The sequence below is a fragment of the Brevibacillus borstelensis genome, from assembly GCF_003710865.1.
In the GTDB taxonomy this organism is placed as follows: Bacteria; Bacillota; Bacilli; order Brevibacillales; family Brevibacillaceae; genus Brevibacillus; species Brevibacillus borstelensis.
In genome coordinates, this window is the sequence record NZ_RHHO01000004.1 from 1 (window position 1) to 20,811 (window position 20,811).

At 45.2% G+C, this 20,811-nt stretch carries 29 protein-coding genes and 2 pseudogenes; 25 read left to right on the forward strand and 6 right to left on the reverse strand.

The features are described 5' to 3' along the window. The 11 genes and pseudogenes from EDM54_RS26855 to EDM54_RS02360 form a co-directional block, all read left to right on the forward strand. Positions 1-1,132, forward strand: a pseudogene (locus EDM54_RS26855) (DNRLRE domain-containing protein); the annotation flags it as partial. After that, entirely contained in the window at positions 1,132-1,341 is a 210-nt protein-coding gene (locus EDM54_RS02325) for a hypothetical protein (protein WP_122957700.1), read from the forward strand. The pseudogene EDM54_RS26855 and the gene EDM54_RS02325, both read left to right, overlap by 1 nt. Beyond that, positions 1,338-1,466, forward strand: a complete 129-nt coding sequence (locus EDM54_RS26860) for a CD1375 family protein (RefSeq protein ID WP_255320374.1) — start codon at positions 1,338-1,340, stop codon at positions 1,464-1,466. The genes EDM54_RS02325 and EDM54_RS26860 overlap by 4 nt, the downstream gene beginning before the upstream one ends. Positions 1,467-1,509: 43 nt before the next feature. Continuing rightward, entirely contained in the window at positions 1,510-1,653 is a 144-nt protein-coding gene (locus tag EDM54_RS26330) for a CD1375 family protein (protein WP_170208406.1), read from the forward strand. Positions 1,654-1,755: 102 nt separating this feature from the next. After that, positions 1,756-2,223, forward strand: a complete 468-nt coding sequence (locus EDM54_RS02330) for a phage holin family protein (protein WP_080597818.1) — start codon at positions 1,756-1,758, stop codon at positions 2,221-2,223. Further along, entirely contained in the window at positions 2,220-3,617 is a 1,398-nt protein-coding gene (locus EDM54_RS26335) for an N-acetylmuramoyl-L-alanine amidase (RefSeq protein ID WP_170208407.1), read from the forward strand. The genes EDM54_RS02330 and EDM54_RS26335 overlap by 4 nt, the downstream gene beginning before the upstream one ends. A gap of 352 nt (positions 3,618-3,969) precedes the next feature. After that, positions 3,970-4,881, forward strand: a complete 912-nt coding sequence (locus EDM54_RS02345; protein WP_122957701.1) for an ATP-binding protein — start codon at positions 3,970-3,972, stop codon at positions 4,879-4,881. 13 nt (positions 4,882-4,894) lie between these two features. Then, complete coding sequence (locus EDM54_RS02350) at positions 4,895-5,200, forward strand: STAS-like domain-containing protein (protein ID WP_170208408.1); 306 nt, start codon at positions 4,895-4,897, stop codon at positions 5,198-5,200. A 275-nt stretch (positions 5,201-5,475) separates the two neighbouring features. Continuing rightward, positions 5,476-5,814, forward strand: coding sequence for an RNA polymerase sigma factor (locus EDM54_RS02355; protein WP_170208409.1), 339 nt, complete (start codon positions 5,476-5,478; stop codon positions 5,812-5,814). A gap of 53 nt (positions 5,815-5,867) precedes the next feature. Next, positions 5,868-5,969, forward strand: coding sequence for a hypothetical protein (locus tag EDM54_RS27310; RefSeq protein ID WP_371862625.1), 102 nt, complete (start codon positions 5,868-5,870; stop codon positions 5,967-5,969). Between the two features lie 194 nt (positions 5,970-6,163). After that, on the forward strand, positions 6,164-6,763 hold the full coding sequence (locus tag EDM54_RS02360) for a DUF3238 domain-containing protein (RefSeq protein ID WP_122957704.1): 600 nt from the start codon (positions 6,164-6,166) through the stop codon (positions 6,761-6,763). Positions 6,764-6,907: 144 nt separating this feature from the next. On the opposite strand, the gene EDM54_RS02365 is transcribed toward EDM54_RS02360, so the two are convergent. Then, the gene (locus EDM54_RS02365; RefSeq protein WP_122957705.1) at positions 6,908-7,321 is read right to left on the reverse strand and encodes a hypothetical protein; all 414 of its coding nucleotides are present in this window, start codon (positions 7,319-7,321) and stop codon (positions 6,908-6,910) included. Positions 7,322-7,571: 250 nt separating this feature from the next. Here EDM54_RS02365 and EDM54_RS02370 point away from each other — a divergent pair, with 250 nt between their 5' ends. The 11 genes and pseudogenes from EDM54_RS02370 (at position 7,572) to EDM54_RS26340 (ending at position 15,591) form a co-directional block, all read left to right on the forward strand. Continuing rightward, positions 7,572-7,778 (forward strand): SOS response-associated peptidase, encoded by a 207-nt coding sequence (locus tag EDM54_RS02370; protein ID WP_255320375.1) that lies wholly within the window; start codon positions 7,572-7,574, stop codon positions 7,776-7,778. 158 nt (positions 7,779-7,936) lie between these two features. Beyond that, positions 7,937-8,296: pseudogene (locus EDM54_RS02375) on the forward strand (DUF4046 domain-containing protein); the annotation flags it as partial. Positions 8,297-8,404: 108 nt separating this feature from the next. Then, positions 8,405-8,683: a hypothetical protein gene (locus EDM54_RS02380; RefSeq protein ID WP_024984068.1), complete on the forward strand. Its 279-nt coding sequence runs from the start codon at positions 8,405-8,407 to the stop codon at positions 8,681-8,683. Between the two features lie 135 nt (positions 8,684-8,818). Continuing rightward, positions 8,819-9,577, forward strand: a complete 759-nt coding sequence (locus EDM54_RS02385; RefSeq protein ID WP_003390315.1) for a hypothetical protein — start codon at positions 8,819-8,821, stop codon at positions 9,575-9,577. Positions 9,578-9,696: 119 nt separating this feature from the next. After that, positions 9,697-10,425, forward strand: a complete 729-nt coding sequence (locus tag EDM54_RS02390) for a CpaE/TadZ family protein (protein ID WP_231504317.1) — start codon at positions 9,697-9,699, stop codon at positions 10,423-10,425. Between the two features lie 15 nt (positions 10,426-10,440). Continuing rightward, on the forward strand, positions 10,441-11,232 hold the full coding sequence (locus EDM54_RS02395; protein ID WP_122957707.1) for an SAF domain-containing protein: 792 nt from the start codon (positions 10,441-10,443) through the stop codon (positions 11,230-11,232). After that, positions 11,229-12,347 (forward strand): P-loop NTPase family protein, encoded by a 1,119-nt coding sequence (locus EDM54_RS02400; protein WP_031933446.1) that lies wholly within the window; start codon positions 11,229-11,231, stop codon positions 12,345-12,347. The genes EDM54_RS02395 and EDM54_RS02400 overlap by 4 nt, the downstream gene beginning before the upstream one ends. Beyond that, on the forward strand, positions 12,347-13,696 hold the full coding sequence (locus tag EDM54_RS02405) for an ATPase, T2SS/T4P/T4SS family (RefSeq protein ID WP_031933447.1): 1,350 nt from the start codon (positions 12,347-12,349) through the stop codon (positions 13,694-13,696). The genes EDM54_RS02400 and EDM54_RS02405 overlap by 1 nt, the downstream gene beginning before the upstream one ends. Further along, entirely contained in the window at positions 13,693-14,592 is a 900-nt protein-coding gene (locus EDM54_RS02410; protein WP_003390320.1) for a hypothetical protein, read from the forward strand. The genes EDM54_RS02405 and EDM54_RS02410 overlap by 4 nt, the downstream gene beginning before the upstream one ends. Continuing rightward, complete coding sequence (locus tag EDM54_RS02415) at positions 14,592-15,431, forward strand: hypothetical protein (RefSeq protein WP_039070442.1); 840 nt, start codon at positions 14,592-14,594, stop codon at positions 15,429-15,431. Before EDM54_RS02410 ends, EDM54_RS02415 begins: the two co-directional genes overlap by 1 nt. Before the next feature lie 13 nt (positions 15,432-15,444). Continuing rightward, positions 15,445-15,591: a hypothetical protein gene (locus tag EDM54_RS26340; protein WP_170208410.1), complete on the forward strand. Its 147-nt coding sequence runs from the start codon at positions 15,445-15,447 to the stop codon at positions 15,589-15,591. 195 nt (positions 15,592-15,786) lie between these two features. On the opposite strand, the gene EDM54_RS02420 is transcribed toward EDM54_RS26340, so the two are convergent. Genes EDM54_RS02420 through EDM54_RS02430 form a run of 3 tightly spaced genes read right to left on the reverse strand, consistent with a single transcriptional unit; the run spans position 15,787 to position 17,968 of the window. Continuing rightward, a complete protein-coding gene (locus tag EDM54_RS02420; RefSeq protein ID WP_122957708.1) occupies positions 15,787-16,974 on the reverse strand; it encodes a site-specific integrase in 1,188 nt (395 codons plus the stop codon). Positions 16,975-16,994: 20 nt separating this feature from the next. Beyond that, on the reverse strand, positions 16,995-17,348 hold the full coding sequence (locus tag EDM54_RS02425) for a hypothetical protein (protein ID WP_122957709.1): 354 nt from the start codon (positions 17,346-17,348) through the stop codon (positions 16,995-16,997). Then, a complete protein-coding gene (locus EDM54_RS02430) occupies positions 17,345-17,968 on the reverse strand; it encodes an ImmA/IrrE family metallo-endopeptidase (protein ID WP_122957710.1) in 624 nt (207 codons plus the stop codon). Before EDM54_RS02430 ends, EDM54_RS02425 begins: the two co-directional genes overlap by 4 nt. Positions 17,969-18,146: 178 nt before the next feature. Here EDM54_RS02430 and EDM54_RS02435 point away from each other — a divergent pair, with 178 nt between their 5' ends. Further along, a complete protein-coding gene (locus EDM54_RS02435; protein WP_122957711.1) occupies positions 18,147-18,872 on the forward strand; it encodes a hypothetical protein in 726 nt (241 codons plus the stop codon). 7 nt (positions 18,873-18,879) lie between these two features. On the opposite strand, the gene EDM54_RS02440 is transcribed toward EDM54_RS02435, so the two are convergent. Beyond that, the gene (locus EDM54_RS02440) at positions 18,880-19,605 is read right to left on the reverse strand and encodes a hypothetical protein (protein ID WP_122957712.1); all 726 of its coding nucleotides are present in this window, start codon (positions 19,603-19,605) and stop codon (positions 18,880-18,882) included. Positions 19,606-19,688: 83 nt separating this feature from the next. Next, complete coding sequence (locus EDM54_RS02445; protein ID WP_122957713.1) at positions 19,689-20,057, reverse strand: helix-turn-helix domain-containing protein; 369 nt, start codon at positions 20,055-20,057, stop codon at positions 19,689-19,691. A gap of 166 nt (positions 20,058-20,223) precedes the next feature. Here EDM54_RS02445 and EDM54_RS02450 point away from each other — a divergent pair, with 166 nt between their 5' ends. Both EDM54_RS02450 and EDM54_RS27315 read left to right on the forward strand, forming a co-directional pair. Beyond that, complete coding sequence (locus EDM54_RS02450; RefSeq protein WP_122957714.1) at positions 20,224-20,460, forward strand: helix-turn-helix transcriptional regulator; 237 nt, start codon at positions 20,224-20,226, stop codon at positions 20,458-20,460. Between the two features lie 92 nt (positions 20,461-20,552). Continuing rightward, on the forward strand, positions 20,553-20,729 hold the full coding sequence (locus EDM54_RS27315; protein ID WP_371862626.1) for a helix-turn-helix domain-containing protein: 177 nt from the start codon (positions 20,553-20,555) through the stop codon (positions 20,727-20,729). Positions 20,730-20,811 lie beyond the last annotated feature (82 nt).

Consider the following 20,811-nt stretch of genomic DNA (forward strand, 5'->3'; position numbering starts at 1 on the left):
ATCGACTGACGAGTTCACCACTTGGAGCGGCCCGGTGATCGTAGAGCAGGGCTCCAAGCCAGCTTCGCTGTATGACCCGACATTCCAGACGCCATTCACGGTGCCCCCGACCATCTATCAAACATCGAATGCAGTTCGATACTACGGCATCCTGAATCAACTGCCCACCGTCACCCTGACGACCGCAGACGGACAAATGCTAACAGAGGGAGCGACCCTGCAGGTTGAGGGGTCGGCCATGGAATTCGATGTAGACAACAATGTGCTGGTCAAGTACCGCATCAATAGCGGCCCAACCCGCAATCTTGCATCAGGCGTATCCGATGGGGTAACGCCTCTTTCGTTTGCCCGGGTACTGACGTATCGAAACAAGCGGATCTGGGACGGTGCCGCGGAAGTAGTCGGTGCTGATCTGGCTGAAAACACCGACCATGTACTAACTGTCTGGGCAGATGATGACCAAGGCGGTAAGTCTCCTGAAGTTACTCGTAAATTCCGGGTCATTCACAATCGCCCGCCCTCAATAAGCGGGGCCAACGAAGACTTGGGCACCATCATGGTGCCTCCGTCAAAGGTATACACAGTCACGGAGCCCGAGGGTAACCAGTTTACGGTCACGGAGAAAATAGACGGCATCGTGATACGCTCCTTCCCGGGCGTAGCCGGTCAGGAAGAGACGGTAACCATCCCGCATGATCGATGGATCCGGCTAGACCTGGACACGCCGCACACATTGACCGTGGAGGCGTCAGACAGCAACGGGCTGACGTCAACCAGGACCTACACATTTACCCGGACGGAGACACACATTGAGTTTCTGCTGAATTTTGACAACCCGGATGTAGTTGCACACTTTACGCCTGATGGTATGCCAAAGCGTGTGCTGCTTACTTTGGAGCGCTACTTGCCACCAGGATCATCAATCGAGAGTGTTAAGGTTTGCAACAATGCCCTCGACGCGGAGCCAACATGGGAAGATGCTACGGCAGCTGTAACGGCCGGCAGAGGTTATCTGTTCACCAACCAGACAAAAACGGCACAGGACTGGCGGATTGATATTTGGGTTGTCATCGCGAAGGGCACCGCCACTGAGCGCGTCAGACTAGACGGATTTGGAGGTGCGTTTGACTGATGAAGTTCCAAAACGTAAAGGATATCAGTAAAATTCGTGATGCCGAAAAGGAAACTCCAGAAGCGAAGATTGTGAGACTGGAAGCGGAAAACGCTGCACTGAAGGCAGAAAATGAAGCGCTAAGAGCAGATAGCCTCATGACCATGGAGGCAGTTGCAGAACTTTATGAGATGATTGTTGTTTTGCAATCAGGAGGAACACCATCATGAATGAAAAAATCATTGAACTTTACTACACCTTGGTAAAAAACGACCGGAGAGAGATAGAAAACGTACCTGAGAATATAAGGGGAGATGTACAGGCCCTATTGGATGCTGATGAAAATGTTGATTAGGTTATTATATTGGCTTATCACCTGGAAAGGAGGTGACACCATTATGGCTCTCGTCGATCTGTATGTTTGTTTGATCATCAATGACCGCCGAACCATAGACCAGGTTCCTTCAACAATAAAAGAAGATGTAATAGCAGAGCTTGCTGCCCTGGGTTTTGGAACCGATGGCAAGCCTCTAGCAGCGTAACGCCTCTCTCATCAGAGAAAAGGCGTTTTTTCATGCAGCACGACAGGAGCTCGCCCCGAACCGATCGGGGCTATTTTTCTGCCCCGAAGGGAGAGAGAGCACATGAAAGAATCAATCATATCTGGTGCAGCTGGCGCTTTTTTTGTTTCAGCTTTTCAGTTTTTTTACGGTGAAGGGCCAATTCGGTATTTAGCCCTTGTGTTGTACCTGTTGTTGATCGCGATGGACTGGGCAGCCGGTTACCGGGCTTCTAAGATCGATGGTTCTTACGCATCTGAATACGGAATCAACGGGGCTTTTCGGACAGCGTTCATGCTCTTCATGCCAGCAGTAGGTCACTTGATCGATAGAGTGCTTGGGACGCCCGGCATCGCGTTTATTTTTCTCACTGCCGCATTCGGCTTGCACATTTGGAAAAGCATGACGGCCAATGTTGTTCGGGCAGGCTGGGAGAAATGGGTGCCGGAGTGGGCACTAATAGCAGTGTCAGATGAAATCGAGCACAAGCTGGCACGCGCAATCAAACGTAGGCAGGAAAAAGAAAAATATTTGGACGGTGATAAGTCATGAAGATAGCGATAGATGCAGGACACGGGCCAGACACTCCCGGAAAGAGAACGCCGGACGACAGCATGCGGGAATTCCACTTCAACAGCGTCGTTGCCCGTTACGTCCGGGACGGATTGAAGCAATACGAAGGTGTAGAAGTCCTTTTCACCCACACCGACGACGGCAGCCGGGATGTGCCGTTGAAGGAACGCACAGACAAGGCAAATACTTGGAAGGCAGATGTATTCGTCTCCATCCACGCAAACGCCTTCGGCAACAACTGGAACGACGCTAACGGCATCGAGACGTTTGTCTATGCCTCGCGGCCTGCTGCAGCCGTGAAGCTGGCTGATGCCGTGCAGCGTGCGCTGGTTCGTGCTACAGGTCGCCGGGATCGCGGAGTAAAGGCTGGCGACCTGCACGTGCTACGCGAATCCAACATGACCGCGATCCTAGTAGAGTGCGGGTTTATGACTAACCGGGAAGAGGCGGAGCTGCTCAAGGGCGACGAATATCGCCGGAAGTGTGCGGCAGCAATCGTCCAGGCCATTGCCGAGGTATACGGCTTAAAGAAGGCAGGAGCGGCCCCGTCAGCATCAGGCACACCCATAGCCGGACAAGCCCAGGCTACCGTCGAGCAGGCCCAGGAGTGGGCACGGCAGAGGAAAGCAGCTCAGGCGTTCATCGATCTGGCACCCGTGTATTGGCGGATCGGAGCTGAGCTAGGAATCCGTCCAGAAGTCAGCTACGCCCAAGCGGCGAAAGAGACAAGCTTCGGTCGGTTCGGCGGGGTACTATCCCGCGATTTCCATAACTGGTGCGGTCTCAAGACAACCAAAGGCGGCAGCAACACCGATCCACTCGCGCACGCCCGATTCCTGAATGACGAGGAAGGGGTCAGAGCACACCTGCAGCATCTGGCTCTGTATGCTGGAGTGGAAGTAAAGGGCGAGATCGTCGACCCACGACACTTCCCATCAGTGCGCGGAACAGCCAAGACAGTGGAATCCCTCGGCGGAAAGTGGGCGCCAGCTGCTGAATATGGGAAAGCGATTGTCGACCTTCTGGCCGGATTGCTTGCCACAAAAATATCCACACCGCCTGTTGATAAACATGTGGAAAAAGTAACAATAGAGGTAAATGGCGTCCAGCTGTTCGTCAAAGGTTACCTTCAGAACGGCGTTTCTTATCTGCCGGTTAGGGCCGTTTCTGAGGCTGTAGGTGTGTCTCCTGAGTGGGATGCGGCGACGAAACAGGTACAGGTCAATGGTCGCACTTTGGCAGTAGTAATTGCTGGCGGGGTTTCTTATGCTCCTGCTCGGGAACTAGCGGTAGCGCTTGGACTGCAGGTGACATGGGATGGAACGACAAAGAGCGTAAAACTAACAAATGGATGCGTATGCCCTCACTCTTAATGAGTGGGGGCTTTTTTATTTTTTGAAAAGTCTGTATGATAGAGAAAAAGAAAGGAGGCGGTTGCATGAAAACGTTCTTGCGTGGTCCATTTGATCCTCCAGCTCCAATCGTTAGTTCTGGTGAAGGTAACGCCTTTGACATTGGAGAAAGGCCATATCCAGTAATGCTCCACTAAAAGGTGGAGCGTTTTTTTAACTTGAAAACGAACGTATGTTCCTGCATAATGTAAATATACGATCAAGCGCAGGAAGCAAACACTGGTCATTTTTGTGCCAGTTGGAAAAATCTTCACAACTTTTGGCGCAATCCATGGTATATTTAAATACAAAAATGCCAAGGATGATCGTGATAATGCACGTTATAACTATCTACTCAAACTTGGACCAGGTCCTTTTACAGATGAGAAAAATCAGAGCAAGCCTCGATCCTTTTTCATCAGACCTCGAACTTACCATTGATTTTGACTATGAGCGTTTTATCAACCCAATCGTGTTAGGGGTAATTGCCTCATTCGTCGAAAGACTCAGGTTGAAGTTTGAGGTAAATGTAAATTGTACAAATATGCACCCTGATAATAGGGACTATGTTGCAAGGATGAATTTTTTCAGAGATGTCGGGTATCCTTACCTGGAACTCTTCCAGCGACACGATGATACCGGGAGATTTATTCCGATTACACGTCTAACGGAAGAGTCTCAATCCGGAATTCCCTCAAAAGTGATCCAAATGCTCGAGAGACATTGGGAAGGCATAGACAGGTCTATCCTTGCTTGCTTGGACTGGACAATCGCTGAAGTTACTGACAATGTTATAAACCATTCAAAATCAAAGGTAGATGGGTTTGTTATCGGGCAATCCTATCCTAAAAATAACCGAATCTCATTTGCTGTCATAGATTGCGGTATCGGGATTGGGAACAGGTTGAGAGAGCGAGACATTTATTCGGATCTGTCGGATGAAGATGCCCTTAGGTATGCGGTTGATGAAGATGTGACCGTCAACCCGCTCACTAACGGTGGGGTTGGTCTATACCGCACAAGAAGGATTGTTGAGCAAAACGGGGGTAGGCTGATTATAACCTCCGGGAGTGGCCGTCTTGTTGCAGATGGCAACGGAAAGACAGTAACTAAAGTTCCCAAATGGCCCGGAACTATAGTCCATTTGGAAATTAAAACGGATAAAGTTATTGATCCAGACATCATCTGGGGAAGCAATATACCGGCTAACGTTCTGGATTACATAATAGATGCCCATCTCTGGTGAAGGAGGTCTATTTATGCGTATTCGCTTCGTTGAATTTCAAGAGTTATTAAAGTCCAGAAATGGCGGGAAAGTAGCGAAAGAAAAGTTTCGTCCGTACCTATTGGATGCAACAGCGACAAATCCAGTCGTTTTTGATTTCGAAGGGGTACGTTCCCTTTCCAGTTCATTTGCCGATGAGTTTTTTGGGATGCTAGTAAATGAGATGGGATTTGAGGAATTTAAATCCATTACTACGTTTCGTGGGACTGACAGATTTGTTGCGAATATTATCCGAGCTGCAATAGTTAAGCGAAACTCCAAACAATTGGTGGCAACATAATAGGTATGTCCCAAGCATAACTCCACTTAAAGTGGAGTATTTTTTTGCTTGAATTCAGAACGGATGTTCGCATATAATACAAAAACAAACGTTCTTACTACACTTTTGAAACACCTCAGTGTTTATACGCTGGGGTGTTTTTGATACAAAAACGGAATACCTCGATGAAAGTTAATTGATAAGGTATTTACAAGATGAATATTAACTGCTTCTGCGATCACACCCTCAGAAAATAATTTTCATTCTCTACATAATCGTAGTAGGAGATGGTAAGGGTGACGAGAGATGAATGTAAGAAACTATTGCAACGTATTGCTTGGAATCTGAATTACAGAGAAAGAAAACGTCTCAAAAAAGAGTGTCCTATTTTAGACGACTTTGGTAATCGGCAAAGTGCTTTCGATAATGTGGGAGACTCGTTTTTTGTCGATGAATTGTTGCAACAGCTTTCAAATGAAAAAGAGCGATACATCATTCGAAAAATCGTCTTAGAGGGATTTACAGGTAAAGAGATTGGTAGAGAACTTAACATGGGTGAGAGAGGAGTGATTCAATGCAAGAATCGCGGTCTAAAGAAGTTGAGGCAATATCTAACCACTCATTTAGCAGAATGATAGAACGAGCAAAATGTGGAGATAATGATGCGCTAACGATGCTTTTACTGAAGATGGAGCCAGAGATCCAACATTTAGCTGGTTTCCTGAAAATGTCGAAGGAAGATGGCATTCAAGAAATAAAAACGAAGTTTATCGAAAAGTTGAGGGGTTGAACAGATGTACTTTTTGGGGGAGTCAGAACAATCTTCAGCTTGATATGATATAAACCTCCAAAGTTACTTTGTGAAATACCCGTCATTTTTTTATGAAAGTTGTTCCGTTCTATCCCCAAAATTTTCCTAGATAGGTGAAAGCGACGATGCCCAGTTAAAACGTCGTTTATCACCAACAAAAGGGGAAATGAAGAATGGCTTATCAAGTGGCAGTTCGTGTAACAGCATTTATTCCAGAGGAATGGATTGAATTTATGCGAACCAGTAAAGTAAGAATTCTCTATAACGGGAATAATCGGTATTTCAAATATGATACACTAAACGATAAACATGCATATAAGTTGTGCTCACATGTACAGGTGGATTTTACCAATAAGAGAGTTTATCATTATCCTGGCGTAGGACCTACAATCGAGCGGACCGTCGATATTGAAACTGGTAAACCAATTCGCCCAGATATTACTGGTCAAGCATCTGATTCAGGGGTTAAATGTACTTTTTGGCAATTTAGTCCTAATGGTGAGCATGTAGATATCCTCTTAGAGGCAGCTGTAAATATTCCGACGTTTAATCCTTCACCGGATATTGACTGGAAATACAATATTCGGGTATATAGAGATGGAAAAGTAACTGTACAAGGAACACATGATGCTTATCCGGCTCATGAAATTTGGAAAAAGGTTGATAATGAAAGGCCACTACCTCTCCACACGTACGACCCAAGAAGTACTGGAGAAACCGTCTATACAGGTCTACTGAAATTCAATCAGAAAGTTAGTGTTATACGGGGTTAAAAAAAGGGATTTCACAAAAGGGTAATTCCAAAAGACAAAATCCAGAAAAGAGAACGAAAACCATCTCGTTTCACGGCCTGAAGTGGACGAGATGGTTTTATTTATCGCTTAATTACCCTGAAAGTGTGTAGGGGACAACCTCTTTTATTCTGTAAGTGTTTTTTTTGATAAAAACAACCCGATAGAAAAAGCAATGGCTGTCGCCGCAAAAAAAGAATAAAGTAATATAAACAATTCGGATTGGAAATACTGTGAATTTAAGTAAATGAAACCGAAACCACCCAAAAAGGGGACAAATGTAGATGGGATGATTCCAAACAGTATTAAGGTTATTCCCATTAATATTATTGAACGAATCTGAAACAACCGAAATAAAGACATAATAAAAAAATACGCTGGAAGAACAGTGAAAATGAAGAATAAGTTTATCCCTGTGAATAGTAAGTCGTATTCGCTCCCCTCTGGGATAGAGAGTAGGTTATACGTAGCCTTAAAAGCTAAAATACCAGTAATGTAACTGGCAACAACAATCAGTGTGTAAATTAAAAATCTCTTCATATAAAAATCAACCTCCTTTGTTAACTTCTTACAACAACACATTACCTAATAAGACGGATTTTATTGGCAAAGGTTTCAAGTGTATATCATTTAGGAAAGTTTGGTACCCTTTATAAATGTCTCAGCCCTACCCTTGAGAAGAGCTCTTTTTCTGCAAACATTGCAAACCAAATTGTTACGGAATTCAAAGGGTTACAGAGAAGTCGAAGGTTTTTATGAGTGGAAGATCACGGACCGTGGGAAACAACCGATGAGGATCACCATACGAAACGGGGAACCATACGCCTTCGCTGGTTTGTTCGACACCTGGACACGCCCAGAAGGTCAGAAAAATATGACGCTGACCTGCTGCAATCCCTTCTCGTTCCCTACGACGCCACACAGATGCGGGCCTATCCAGTTTCAGCAATGGTGGGCAGCCCGAAAAACGATGTACCTGACTGTATCAAGGAAATAACAGAACCAGCATGAAAGGGCCCTTCTCATTAGAGAAGAGCTTTTTTGTTTGGTTCTTTTTTTGCTATGAATTGCACAGTTTGTCCCCAAATTGTCCCCATTTCAATCAATCCACATGGGAAAATCATTGATATAACAGCTATTTTGTAAGTTGTTAAATACTACCTCGTGGAATACGCCTACCCGTATCTTCCGAAGCCGTCGGAGGAGCAAAAAATACTATGGGTTTACGAGGAGGTTCTTGCGGGCATTCGGCGCCATTTCCCCCCGCTGTACTTTCAAAGCGTAAAGGGGGAGGAGAGGGCAAAAATTTGTTTTGACTATATGTGCAACAAACTGATGAACATTAAAGACTTGCGCGAATTGCCGCGAATATTTGGAAAAACGGAGCAGGCTTACCACTATTTGCGGAAATACAAGCTCAAGATTCTTGTAGATACGCTGTACTTTTCCCCGTTTGACATGATTACGGACATGTACCCGGAGCTTGCCGATCCCCGCCTGTGGGAAGATGGATAAATTTATTTGCATCCATACGCTGTCTTTTTTTACGGTAAGGATAGTTTCATGAGCTTATAAGCGTATGAAACGGCCGTAAAAAATTGGTGAGAAAAGGAGGAGTTGCAATTGGCAACAGTTGAAGCTCACCAAGACCGCTCTACAGGAGTGGATGTGCTTTTGGGACGTCGCCTGCGTTACCAAAAGCACAAACCCGGCAGGCATCTGTCAGTGGACCGCATGCCTCAGGGAACCTTTCGGATCGAGTCCGTAAACCGATTCGGAGAAAGGATTGTCCTCAATGACGGGATCGTGGTTATGGAGAGTGCTCCGACTGTCATTGAGCGCGGGGGAAGAATTGCTCTTCTGCTCGCAACCGGGGAAGAGCTCTACTTTTTCGTAGAGTAACCCGCAAGCTCGCCTTGTACGGATGCGTCCAAGGCGGGCCCCTATCATTGAAGCAAAAATGGTTTGACGTATGGTGAAATATGTAGCAAAATGTCTACTAATGTATAAATATGTAATAATTGGGGGTAATTTGAAGTGACAGTGAAAAACGCAAGAGAACTGGTTAATCGCTGCTACGAACAAACGAATTGCCTAATGTCAGTAGAGGAATTAAAAGAAAGATTTATCCTGTTTGTCTTCGGTCCCTATCAAGATGAGATTGTTTCCCGCTATGGACTGGAGTACTTTTACAAACATTTGGACAGCATCAATCTCACGAATTGCCGAAAAGACTTTGACCGGGCCGTCGAAGAGTGGTACACGCACGAGCACGGCAAAAATGAACAGCAGGCCGATTACCATGATCTCCTTTTCACTTTGGTAAAGGATACGATCGTACATTATCAATCCGGTGATCGCAATATCCTCGTTCGTGATGTAACGAAAATGTTAACCTCCCCGACTGGTTATTATCGCCGCTGGAGATCTGGACAGCTCGGTGAGCGAAACCTCCCCGCCTACTTTAAATACCTGCTCCGGCTGGGAATACGTTCATTGGCGGATATTGAATCATTGGTAGATATGTGGCTGGTGGAGCAGCCCCATGCGTTTTGCAAAAAACAGCAGCAGCTGTTTGCCAAACCTCCACGAAGAGGCAGACCAAACAATGCCGAGCTGGCCCAATTGCAAGAAATGGTCGGCCAGATCAAGCAAAATCTCACCTTTCAGGAACGAGAAAGGCTGCGGAAAATATACTACTACCATCGTAAAAATCTCACGATGAAAGAGATGGTAGAAAAATTCAAAGAATACCTGCGAGCAAAACAAAACGAAAATGACACGCAGGCAGGCTAATGATGTTTCAGCAAGTAAACCGATTTGTCAGCAAGTTTCGCGAACTGGAGAAAAGAGATTTGATCCGTACCACGGAAGAAGAGCGACGCCTTGCAGAGCTGAAGGAGAAACTGACGAGCGTGGCAATCGAAGAGACGCGTAGACAGGATCGCCGATGCATTGCAGTTTTGAGCTTGTATCCTCAAGCTGGCGCCAGTTTTTTGGCTGGCAATGTCGCCTTTGCTATGGCAGGCAGCGGATCGGCTGTTACTCTTTGCGAACTGCCTGGCACAAGCTCCTACCTGTATTTTGCTCTCGACTTTGAACGGAGGGCACATCAAGCTGCACAAGAAGACTTGTCCTCCACTCTCTACATGCAAAATGATTGTCTTCGCATCCATGTTGATACCCCGCTGAAAAACAAGGATTCCTGCAGCGATGCTGTTGATTGGCTATTTCGCTTGAGCAAGGAGAGCTCCACTGTCCTGATCGATATATCCTCATCTTGGAAAAATCATCAGATTGAGCGATTGCTGACGATGCTTGATGAGATTTGGGTCGTATTTGACTCTGATATAGCACGGCTCACCCGGATGATTTTGACGGAAAAAGCTCCGAGCTGGTGGCAAGGCAATCAAAGCAAGATCAGGATGGTTGCGAATAAATGGAATGAAAAGTGGAATCGCACAGCCATTATGAAAAAAGTGGCTGGAACCCTGTCTCTTTGGAACGAGGGCATTTCTGCTCAAGTCCATACAGTAATCCCGCTTTTTGATGGTGATAAAACCTTTGCAGCCCACTCGAAGGCTATGCTGCTGCTAGAGCAGTTTCCAGAAGAGGAGAGCGGTTTTGCCTCACTTTTACATTAGCGAAGGAAGAGGGCTATGAAAAAACAGACGTTAATCATTATTAGCATCATTTCTTTTATACTGGCTGGCTCTTGCTTTTATGCGGCTACTCGATATATTGATGCAATTGCTCTCAAGCGATTGTTTGCCCCGGTGGTAAAGGTAGCCCCAGGCAAGGTAATTGCCCCGTACGAACCGATAACCAGAGCTGATCTCGTATTGGTTCAGGAGGGAATCGACAACATACTGCCCGATGCAATCAGGGACTTGGAGAGTGTCCTTGGAAAACGCAGCACGCAAACGATCTTTTCGGGTGAACAGATTTTACAGAGCAAGCTGACGGACAATCAGCTTCTCCCGGAAAAAGGAATGGCCCGCTATGAATTTCCTCTCACTTTTTTTAATCCCGTCACAGAATTGAGAAAAGGCGACTATGTGAAGGTATGGGTCACGTATAAACCACCTTCCGAATTGGAACATTTGCCTGAACCAAGTCATTTCAGGAAAAGCAATGGAACTGCGGATTTACTGTTCACGACCCAGCTGGCAACGGTGAGAGACAGCAATGGTACAGAAATTTATACGATCAGGCCCAATCCCCTTCCATCTCCCGACCATATGGATGCGGTCTTTAATGGGTCACGAGAGAAACCGTTGCTAAACGGTGAAAAGCGTTACCAAGATTACCGTTCACAGCCGACTGCGCTTGCATCCTTTATCGGTTTGAATCTGACCGATCAACAATTTACCGCGATTAGTGAGGCGTTTTTATACGGGATCGTCCAGATTGGTCAATTATCGAATCAGGAGGTGGAGATAACATCATGAAGACGATCGTCTGCTATCCGGTAAAATCTCTTGTTCACACGTATATGCCCATGGGTTGCCAGGTTCTGGTGTCAGAGTCTTCTGCCGATTTTTATCGTTTGGCTAAACTTTATCAACCAGAAGCAGCGGTACTGTTTGCCGAGATGTTTGAGACACCTGTCTGGGAGTGGCTGCCCTTGGCAAGGAGTACGTTGGATCCTCAAACACCGATTGTTGTCGTACCACTTTACCACAATGAAAGCTTGATTAAGGAAGTGGTACAGAAGGCTGATCTGAGCGGTGTTTACATACTTTCCGCCAATCTGACCCAGGATGAGATACGAAAGGGGATTGGACAAATCCTGAGCCTGGACGATGAAGACGATACGGCTGGCCCATATGAAGGCCGGGGCATGATATACGCTTTGATGAGTCACGGAGGTGCAGGGGTAACGACCTTTTGCATCAACTACCCGATTTTATTGGCGAAGCAAAACCCTGATAAACAGATTCTCGTTCTTGATATGAATGTTCACAAGCAGGATTTGACCCGGTTTTTCAAGCTGCAGCAACATCAACTAAGCCAGTTCAGACCGGACCTGTTGGATTTGCGTACAGCTTGTTTGCGAACATGGCGAAAAATTTGCAAACAAAGCAACCAACTGCCCAACCTGTTTTATGCAAACGCCACAAGCAATTGGAGAAGCATGGAGATATCCAATTTGATGGCATCGCTGCGGGAACAGTTTGACTACATCTACATTGACTGGGGCTACAGCTTTCCCGAGACAGATGCGATGCAGAGATTGATTTACACCGCCGATCGCAATTTGCTGTTTGTCCGATCGGACCCGTTTAGCATCGAGGGAGCAAAAGAATGGATAAAAAGCTGGGAGAAGCGCGGGGTAGAGTATCAGGTCATGCTTAGCCATATCGATAAGGGGCAGAATCATCGTATCGGTGAAGGTATTTCTGTATACGGAGTGGTTCCACGCATTTCCGATGATCGTCTGCGGCAGTCACACCGAACCCATAGTGTGTTGGTAGAGGAATTTCTTCCTCCCAAGCCTTATGTCATGAGCCTGCAAGCCATTATGGAAACTGAAAAAATGGTAAGAGGAGCGGTCGTGTGTTGATGAATAAGGCGGTCAGACAATGGAATCCATCGGAGATAAAGACCATCGAAGATATCAAACAGGCGGCACGCGATTATTTAAACCACTTTGGCTCTACACGTGAAGAAAAGGTTGAAATGCAGCGAATTTTAACGTTAGCGGAAAAAGGCGACCGTGACAGCCACAGTCATATTATCCTTCGTCTGCAACACTACTTTGAAGAAGTGCTGAAACGCCCCGTCAAAGAAGAAATTCTTCCTCATGTCAATGCTTATGAAGGGCTTGCTTTCTCGACATACGGGTGGGGAATCATCGACGCAACACTACATCTTTCTCCGTGGGTAGAGGAAGTGAGGGTTTCTGCGGGCCGCCAGGTTGCCTATATTGAGCAGGGAGTGAAGAAGACGTTAAACTATATGCCCACATGGCAAGAGGTAGAGACGCTTCAACAGAAGCTGACTAATACGGCAGGCCTTTCTTTCCATGAAAAGAAGCCGCGCCTTAGTGGTTACCTGGAGTCTTTAAAAGCGCGGCTGACCATGTTTACCTTCCCGTATTCCCGAGTCCCTGTCATCATTGTACGGCGTTTTGCGACTCTTGCCTTTTCGCTGGATGATCTCCGCAAACAGGAGATGCCAACCTTTGATGAAAAGGTACAACTGTTGATCGAGCAGCAAGTGCACGGCCGGGGAAATGTGTTGGTCATTGGTCCTATGGCAGCCGGAAAGACGACCTTAATGCTGTGCATGCTCAAACTAAAGGACCCGCGAACCGAGTACATTACGATTTTTGAAAGCGAACATGAAATGAGATTTGGAGACGTGTGGAGCGGGGAAGTCATTGAGCTGCAAAATGTTGAAGAAATCGGTATCGAACTTGCGAATTCCTTTAAGGATATGTATCGTTCTACCGCCAATACGATCCTGATTGGAGAAATCAGGGAGCCGATCGAGGCCTATCACTTTATCAATGCAGGAGTGCGAGGAACAGACGCTACGATCGCTGCGATGCATGAACGGTTTCCCCATAAAGCCCTAAACGATTTGACCGATCTGGTTTATCAGTACGGCGGGCGAAGTGTCGAACTGACTCAGGAGAGGATCAGCCGTGCCGTCAATTTCGTGAATTCGCTCACTTATCGAAACAACGGACATCGCTTTATTGATGCCATTCACGTGACGGAATGGAATGATCTGATGAATCGAGTCGAGTCCGTACCGCTCGTATATCGCAACAGGATTAGCGGAGAGTACGAATGGACAGGGAAGCAGCTCGATGGGCACCTGGTCGAATACATGTGCTATGTAGGAAGGGCCGATTTGGACACCCTGAAAGAGCTGCGCCTGACGGATATGGGAAGGTTGATATGAAGCTATTTTTGTTCATCCCCATGTTTGTTTGCCTTTTGATCGGGTTTTACTTGCTAGGCTTGTATCTGTATCAGAAATGGTCCGCGCCCCCCGTGTTTTTTTCCAAAACGGTAGCAGCGTGGCGGGAAAAAATGCTTCAGCGAAAAACCAATCAATTCATATACAACCAGTACGAACGATGGTGTCAGGTGGCAGGGGGAGTTCCAGAAGTATACCTGATTCTTTCCGTGGTTGGGTCTGCGGCGGGCTTTGCTTCCGGCATCCTCCTTGGAAATATCGTCGTCTCACTCTCGCTGTTTGTTTTGCTGTTATTGCTTCCAACTCTTTTGCTGTACGCCCGTTATACCGTACTTATCAACCGAAAAATCATGTCATTTTGTCGCTTTGTCGACCTGTTCTCTCGCTATTACAGCAGCAGAAAAAACATTATTCTCTCTTTTCGGGATATGGTTGAGGAATGCCCGAAAGACTTATTGCCGGACCTTTTGCTGTTGACCAATAAGCTGTCGGATGGGGGAGATCCTGTCCTTGCTTTGAATCAGTTTGCGGAACGGTTGGACCATCCGTGGGCCTCTGATTTCGCAACCTATGTGGCAAGCGGACTGGAGGGAGAAACCGAAGATATTCAAACCGCGTTAAACCGGCTTACGAATGAAATGTTTATACAACAGGACGAAAAAGAGGAAAGAAACAGCGAAATTCATGCGATCTGGATTAGTTTGATTGTGGTGATCATCATTTGTATTTGTTTGATTCCTTACAATCAGAGTCTGCTTAAAGATTCTTACAGACTATACTTCTTTACCAATGATGGACAAGCGATTTTATCGCTGGCAGTTACCGTCTGGTCCATCTCCATCCTGCTGGCATTCATCTGGGGAAGGAGGTATCGCTAATGCCACAGGTTTACATGTATGTCACTTTGACCTTGGGTGCAGTCTTTGTCTTTATTGGTTGTCTGTTTATAGGGAGGTGCTTGATTGGCCTTCAACGTCCCAAGCTGTTTGTCTCCGTTCCCTGGAGAGATATTTGGACAAAAACGGTGAACGCAACTGAAGATCAAGCATGGGAGAAGCTTCTCGAACGCGCCGGACGGCCGTTTGGATGGGGCAAGCCTGAGTGGGTGTTCTCCCAGTTGGTCAGTGGAACAACTGTCTGCTTATTGATTCTGTTCGCTGCAATGTTTAGCCGCTCGCAGTCGTTTCCACTATGGACGCTGCTGATCGCTTCTACCCTCAGCTTTATGCTGCCGTATATCGGATTGAAAGTGTGGGCCGGGTACCGGGAGGAGGTGCTGAGTACCGATATTGCCCGTTTTATCAACAGATACGTCAATTTGTTGGAGAATCAGGTCCCCGTATACAGTGCCATGCTAAAGGCGGCACGGCCGACCCGTCTGTTAAAGGAATATGTTCCTAGTCTTTCCGAATGGAACAAGGATCCTGATGAAGCTTTGGAAACATTCAAGCGAAAACTGGGAGTTGAAGATGCGGTTATTCTGGTGTCCAGTATGAGAACTGTTGAAAACTTGAGTGAAAGTCAGGTTGCCCTGACCATGCAGCGATTGGAGTGGGCTGTCGATCATCGACGGATGTTTCGGCATCGAAAGAAAATCAAATCACTGGGGATCGGCTACAGTGTCATTGTTTATCCGGCATTTTATATGGGATTACTCGTAGCTATGTTTCCCTGGTATAAGCTGCTTACGGAAATTTTGGACAAATACCTGACTTGAGGAAGGGATAGGTATGAGCAAGTTGTTTTCGATTCTGATGTGTATTGTTTTCACACTGGGAATCATCGTAGCAAGCATGTCGTCGGTTAACGAGTCAATAGTCAGCGATGGCGGTTTGCGCGATCGAGCGGTCAACTGGATTGATCAAGCTATTCCGTAAGTGAAATGCGATTAAAAAACAGATGTGTTAGGTATGGCCAAAATTTTGATTGCTTCAAACAAAAATAAACAAGGAGAGTGTCTGTTATGTCAAAAATGTTTTTTATTTAACATCTGTTCTCGAAATCATTGATGTTTCAATGTTTTTGCATAGTCAAAGAGGTGAATTGCAAACAAACTGCAAACCTTTTGTCGACTAAAGTGCATTTTTTGAGTTAAAAATGGCCGATTCTAGGGAGTCCACAGCTTCTTTTTGCATGGTCAAGGATACGTGACTATATCTATCCAAAGTGATCCCAATATTCGCGTGACCGAGTAATTCAGAAACAACTTTTGGATGGACACCCTGCTCTAGCAGCAGAGTGGCAACCGTATGGCGAAGGTCATGAATACGAACTCGGGGTAGTCCTGCTCTATCAAGAAGCTCGCAAAACTTTCGCCGAACCGGTGTCGCGGAATATGGAAGCCCATCTTCCGGACGGCAACAGACCAAACCGTCAGGGTTATACGTTGGCCCGATCAATAGTTTCTTCTGTGCCTGATCGGCCTTGTAGCGGCGGAGAGGAGCTACCAGGCTCTCCGAAAGGGAGATAATACGATCACTGCTTTTCGTTTTTGGTTCCGTTAACCGATACTCTCCTCTGGTCCTTACGATTTGCTGGCGGACGTGAATCGTTCGTTTCTCAAGGTCAACATCTTTCCAGGCTAGCCCAAAAATCTCCGCATAGCGCATGCCGGTTGTGACAGCAATCAAGATCGGGATGTACAACTCATGTCCTTTGGCTACCTCAACAAGCTGCTGAACTTGTTCCTTGGTCAATACAAGCGTCTCTTTTTTCTCCACGCGTGGCAGTTCCACCAACTGCGCTACATTACGCGGTACGATCTGCCAACGGACAGCGTTCTCTAGAGCTTTATGCATCATGCCGTGAATGTGCCGGACGGTCATCGGGGATATACCGCCAGCCCGGTACTTGGCACCGTTCTTCAGTAGATCGGCATACATCTTTTGCAGGTGCATGGTTTTGAGGTCTTTCAGTTTTATCCGACCGATCAGCTGGATCACATAGCGTTGTGTTCGTTGACGATAGACGTTGTAGGTCGTATGCCTACACGACACCTTCGCGTAGTTTTCGAGCCAGTAGTCCATGTATTCAGCGACAGTCATATCAGACGTTTCCACAAGTAGACCAGTTTGAATCTCCCTCAATTTTTCGACTTGGGCCTGTTGAGCTTCTTTTTTCGTTTTAAAGCCAGAGAACCATTTTTGTTTTCTTTTACCCGTTAGCTCATCTCGTCCAAGCTCCACCACGAAACAGTACCTATTCCCACGCTTGTATATGCCAGGTGTTGAGGTTTTCTGCAAAGACGATTTTTTTTCCATACTTAGCTCTCCCCCAATTATTATGCAATGAACACGTTCATCTGCAGAAGTTCTTCCAGGTCTGCAACTTGGATGATTAGTTGTTCAATATCCCGGAAATCTACACCACCCTCGATAGCACGAATTTTAAGCGGAGCTAAGCGAATTCCAAATTTTCCGGCCTTATCAGAATGAAGTGTCATGTCATCGAGGGTGACTGAGATCCCCAAAGAACTGGGGTTAAAATCCTCGCTTTCCAGGCGCTGAAACGGAGCATCAATAGGTACATAAATTGCGTATCTGTCCCAGTCAATTTCTGATTGGCGGAAAGTTATGACATACTTAAATGGTGCTAGTTGACCTTCAAAATATTCATAGTAAACGGCTATTTTCATCGAATAACAACTCCTTGACCTTTTTGGATTTTTCTTTGAATAGCCAATCGAAACATAGCTTTTGCTTCGGGACACCAGTTAGCTGGATCAGCTTTTCTTCGCTGGCTTTGAAGAAGTTGAACAAATTCATGGTGAGTTCGAGCCTCGTAAATGCGTCGTTCGATTTGCTCCAGTCGGCGACTAGCAAGACGAGTAGTAACTCCAAACAGTTGAGCTAATAAGCCAATCGCTTCACTCTTATGTGGAGGTAGCGTGATCTTCTTTATCATGAAGAAAGGCATGGCAGCGTACAGTTGGAACTGATTAGCTTGTGTCTCTTGGAGTTCACGAAATATACGCGGAAGCATGAGCTGATCACCAGCATGCCGAAGAGGGTGGCACAACTCGTGAAAAAAAGCTTCACGGACCTCTATATAAGGCTTATCCGAATTTAAGAAGATAATAGTTTGTTCATCGTCCCAGATGGCCTCCTCTTTGGCTCCTGGTAACTGTATTACTGTCAAATCAAAAGCACAAGAAACCTTATTGATGGTAAGATCATCTAAAGAAAGGATTCCAAAAGCCTGGTACTGGTTTTCCAACCACTCTTCAAGTATGGTGGTTTTATACAAATCAAACATTGTTACCCCTCCTCAGTAAGAACAAACGTTCTTAACGAAACATATGTTCTATTATCTGAAGAAAAAACGAACCTTTCAAGAGGGAAATGAAGAAAATTGCCAAAAACTGATTGCTATGGAAATTGACTATCCGCAACTACAAATCCTATACTAAAGTAAAAAAAGGAGGAAAACCTTAATGAGAAGAAATCGAAAAATGTTGTTGGTTTCGGTCTTATTCATTGTACTCCTCCTTGGCGTTGTATTAGCGAAGTTTCCATTGCAGTTTGCAGCCATTATCGGAGGAGTTTCTGGATGGCTTGCATTTTCAATCAGGTTTTTTTACCAAAGATGGGAATCGTTTTACCTGATCGTTCAAAGGATCAGATTTTTCTTTATTAACCCAACGACTAATTGGGACATGGTTATAACCTATAAAGGGCATTTCAGCAGGGAAACATTTGAGCAGCTTATAAAGCGGTTCGTTGGAAGTAAAAACGAGGGGCAAAAGATCCTCTATCTTTCCCCTAACGAAGTTGAAGTGCGTCAAAATGGATTGACACTCCAAGTGTTCTATGTAGATGACCAAGAGATTGAAATTCATATGCTTAATTATCCAGTAGCATATGAAAAAGCTATAGACACTCTCACGGGAACTATTACCCCACTAATTGAATCAGCAGAAACTGTTATTAAACCAGAAAGTAAAACATATTACCTATCGGTTAATTTTGACGATAAGAACCCTTATTATGGGCTCTATATCAATAAGCTTTCTCAAAACGAGATCTTACAATTTAACGTAGTTTTTAAGGTCCAGAATAACCAAGTTGATCTTCATAAAAATAAGTTAACAATCAGTTCAAACTCGATGGGTGAACTGGTTAACTTATCAAAAGATTACTTAGCCTTATCTCCAAGATAAGGCACTTTTATTTTTTGATGTATTTAAGAAAGAGCTCAGTTGCGATTTCAATTTCCTTATCAATGAAAATTTTTCTGCTTTTAGGATCAATTGCCCTGGTATAAAAAACGATTCCACCATTTCTGGTAATGGCAATTTTCAGGGAATAAGGCCAACAGGAACTGGAATATTCAAACATCAAGGAACTAACTACTCCTGCTTGTGCTGCAGCTTTAAACTCTTCGTTCTTATCAACACTTTTCCCAAAGAATCCAGCTGATCGGAGGTTAGGTTTTTTGATTTCTGCAACCCACGCTCCTGAAATAACTGGAATTAGCTGCATCACTGTATTAAAGTCAACCTCAAATGTTTCAGCTTTAAAACCCGATTGAGAGTCTTCCTTCATTCGTTCCAAGAATGCTTTCACAGTATCCTTGCCCGCATTAACTAACAAAATATTTAGTTCTTTAACAAAATACATATAAAAATCCTGAGGGACTAGGAATGAATGGAATTCTTTTCCAAAAACCCGACCATATTTCTTAATTACCAAGTCCTGATGTGCTTTGTATCCATCAATGGTAATCGGTTCACCATGCTGATCAAATTTCAGCATAAGGTATTCAGGATCCACCAACTTATAATTACTTTCTGGCGCCTCCTCCACATCTGGAATACGAATTTGAGTAGGAGAAACATACTCTTCCTTGTAGTGGAATTGATTTACTGTGCATATAGTATAGACAGCAGTCAAAACATCTTCTCCTTCCAAAAACAAGCCCCGTTTTGTCTTTATAGACTAAACAGGGCTGTTTGTTCCGTGGTGTGTTATACAGTTTATTTTTTTTCTTTCCCCTTTAACTTCCTGAACATCTCCAACTGCAGATCAAGTTGAGCCTGAAGGAACTCCCTCTCTTCCTCAGTTGTATCTTCTGGCAACTTCAGGAAAGCACGGTTAACGGGCTTGTCCTTCTTGTCGGAAGGGGATATGGGCTCTTTATGATAACCAGCATTGTGCATTAGGTCATCAAATTCCCAATTTAAACCATCTGCTAGCTTCTTAATAGTCTCGGGCTTAGGAATACCACGTTGACCAGATTCAATTTGTGAAATATGAGCAAAAGATACTCCAGACCTTCGCGCCAACTCCCGTACAGAGAGGGCGCGACTTTCACGAAGTTGCTTTATATACTTGCCAAAATCCATAAAGCGGCTCCTCTCAGATTTGATAGTTAGCGTTTGTGAACAGTTCTATTGTAACATGTGAACACTTGAAAACAATTGTTTTCAAAAAGAAACAAAAAGTGATTGCAAAAAGAAACAAGGCGTGTTATTCTGTTCACAGAAGGAAACGAGCGAAAGGGTGGTGACAATGAAGATAAAGGTTAAGGTTCGTGAATTCGCTCAAGCAAGAATAAAAAAAGGATATTCGCAACGTGGTCTTGCGCGAGCAATCAACAGAGCAGTGTCTTACATTTGCCAATTGGAAAGCGGAAGTCGAAATCCTAGTCCTCAAGTTGCAAAGGACATATGCGAAGCTTTAGATGTAGAGTTTGAAGATATTTTTTTTATCGAAAACGTTCACAAATGTGAACAAAAAACAGCCTGAAAGGTTGCTCAGCATAAATGAAAGGAGTGAACACCTTGTCACAGCCTCAACCAGCAGCAACTGACCTCAACTCGTTCCCGCCCTTACTCAAAATGGACGAGGTTGCCCGAATATTGCGGGTTGAACGCAAGTACGCATACGAACTAGCTCGGCGAACCGGATTCCCGGTGATTAACATCGGATCGGACAAGCGTCCGATGCTACGGGTTCCAAAGATTAGCTTGGTTAACTGGATTGAACAGGAGTACGGGGTTAAGGTCACAGCTTAGAAATCAAAATATCACTCACACAACTGCATAGAGCGCCGAAGAGCAGGAGCGAGCCACGAGCTGCAAAGGGAGCCGCACCGGA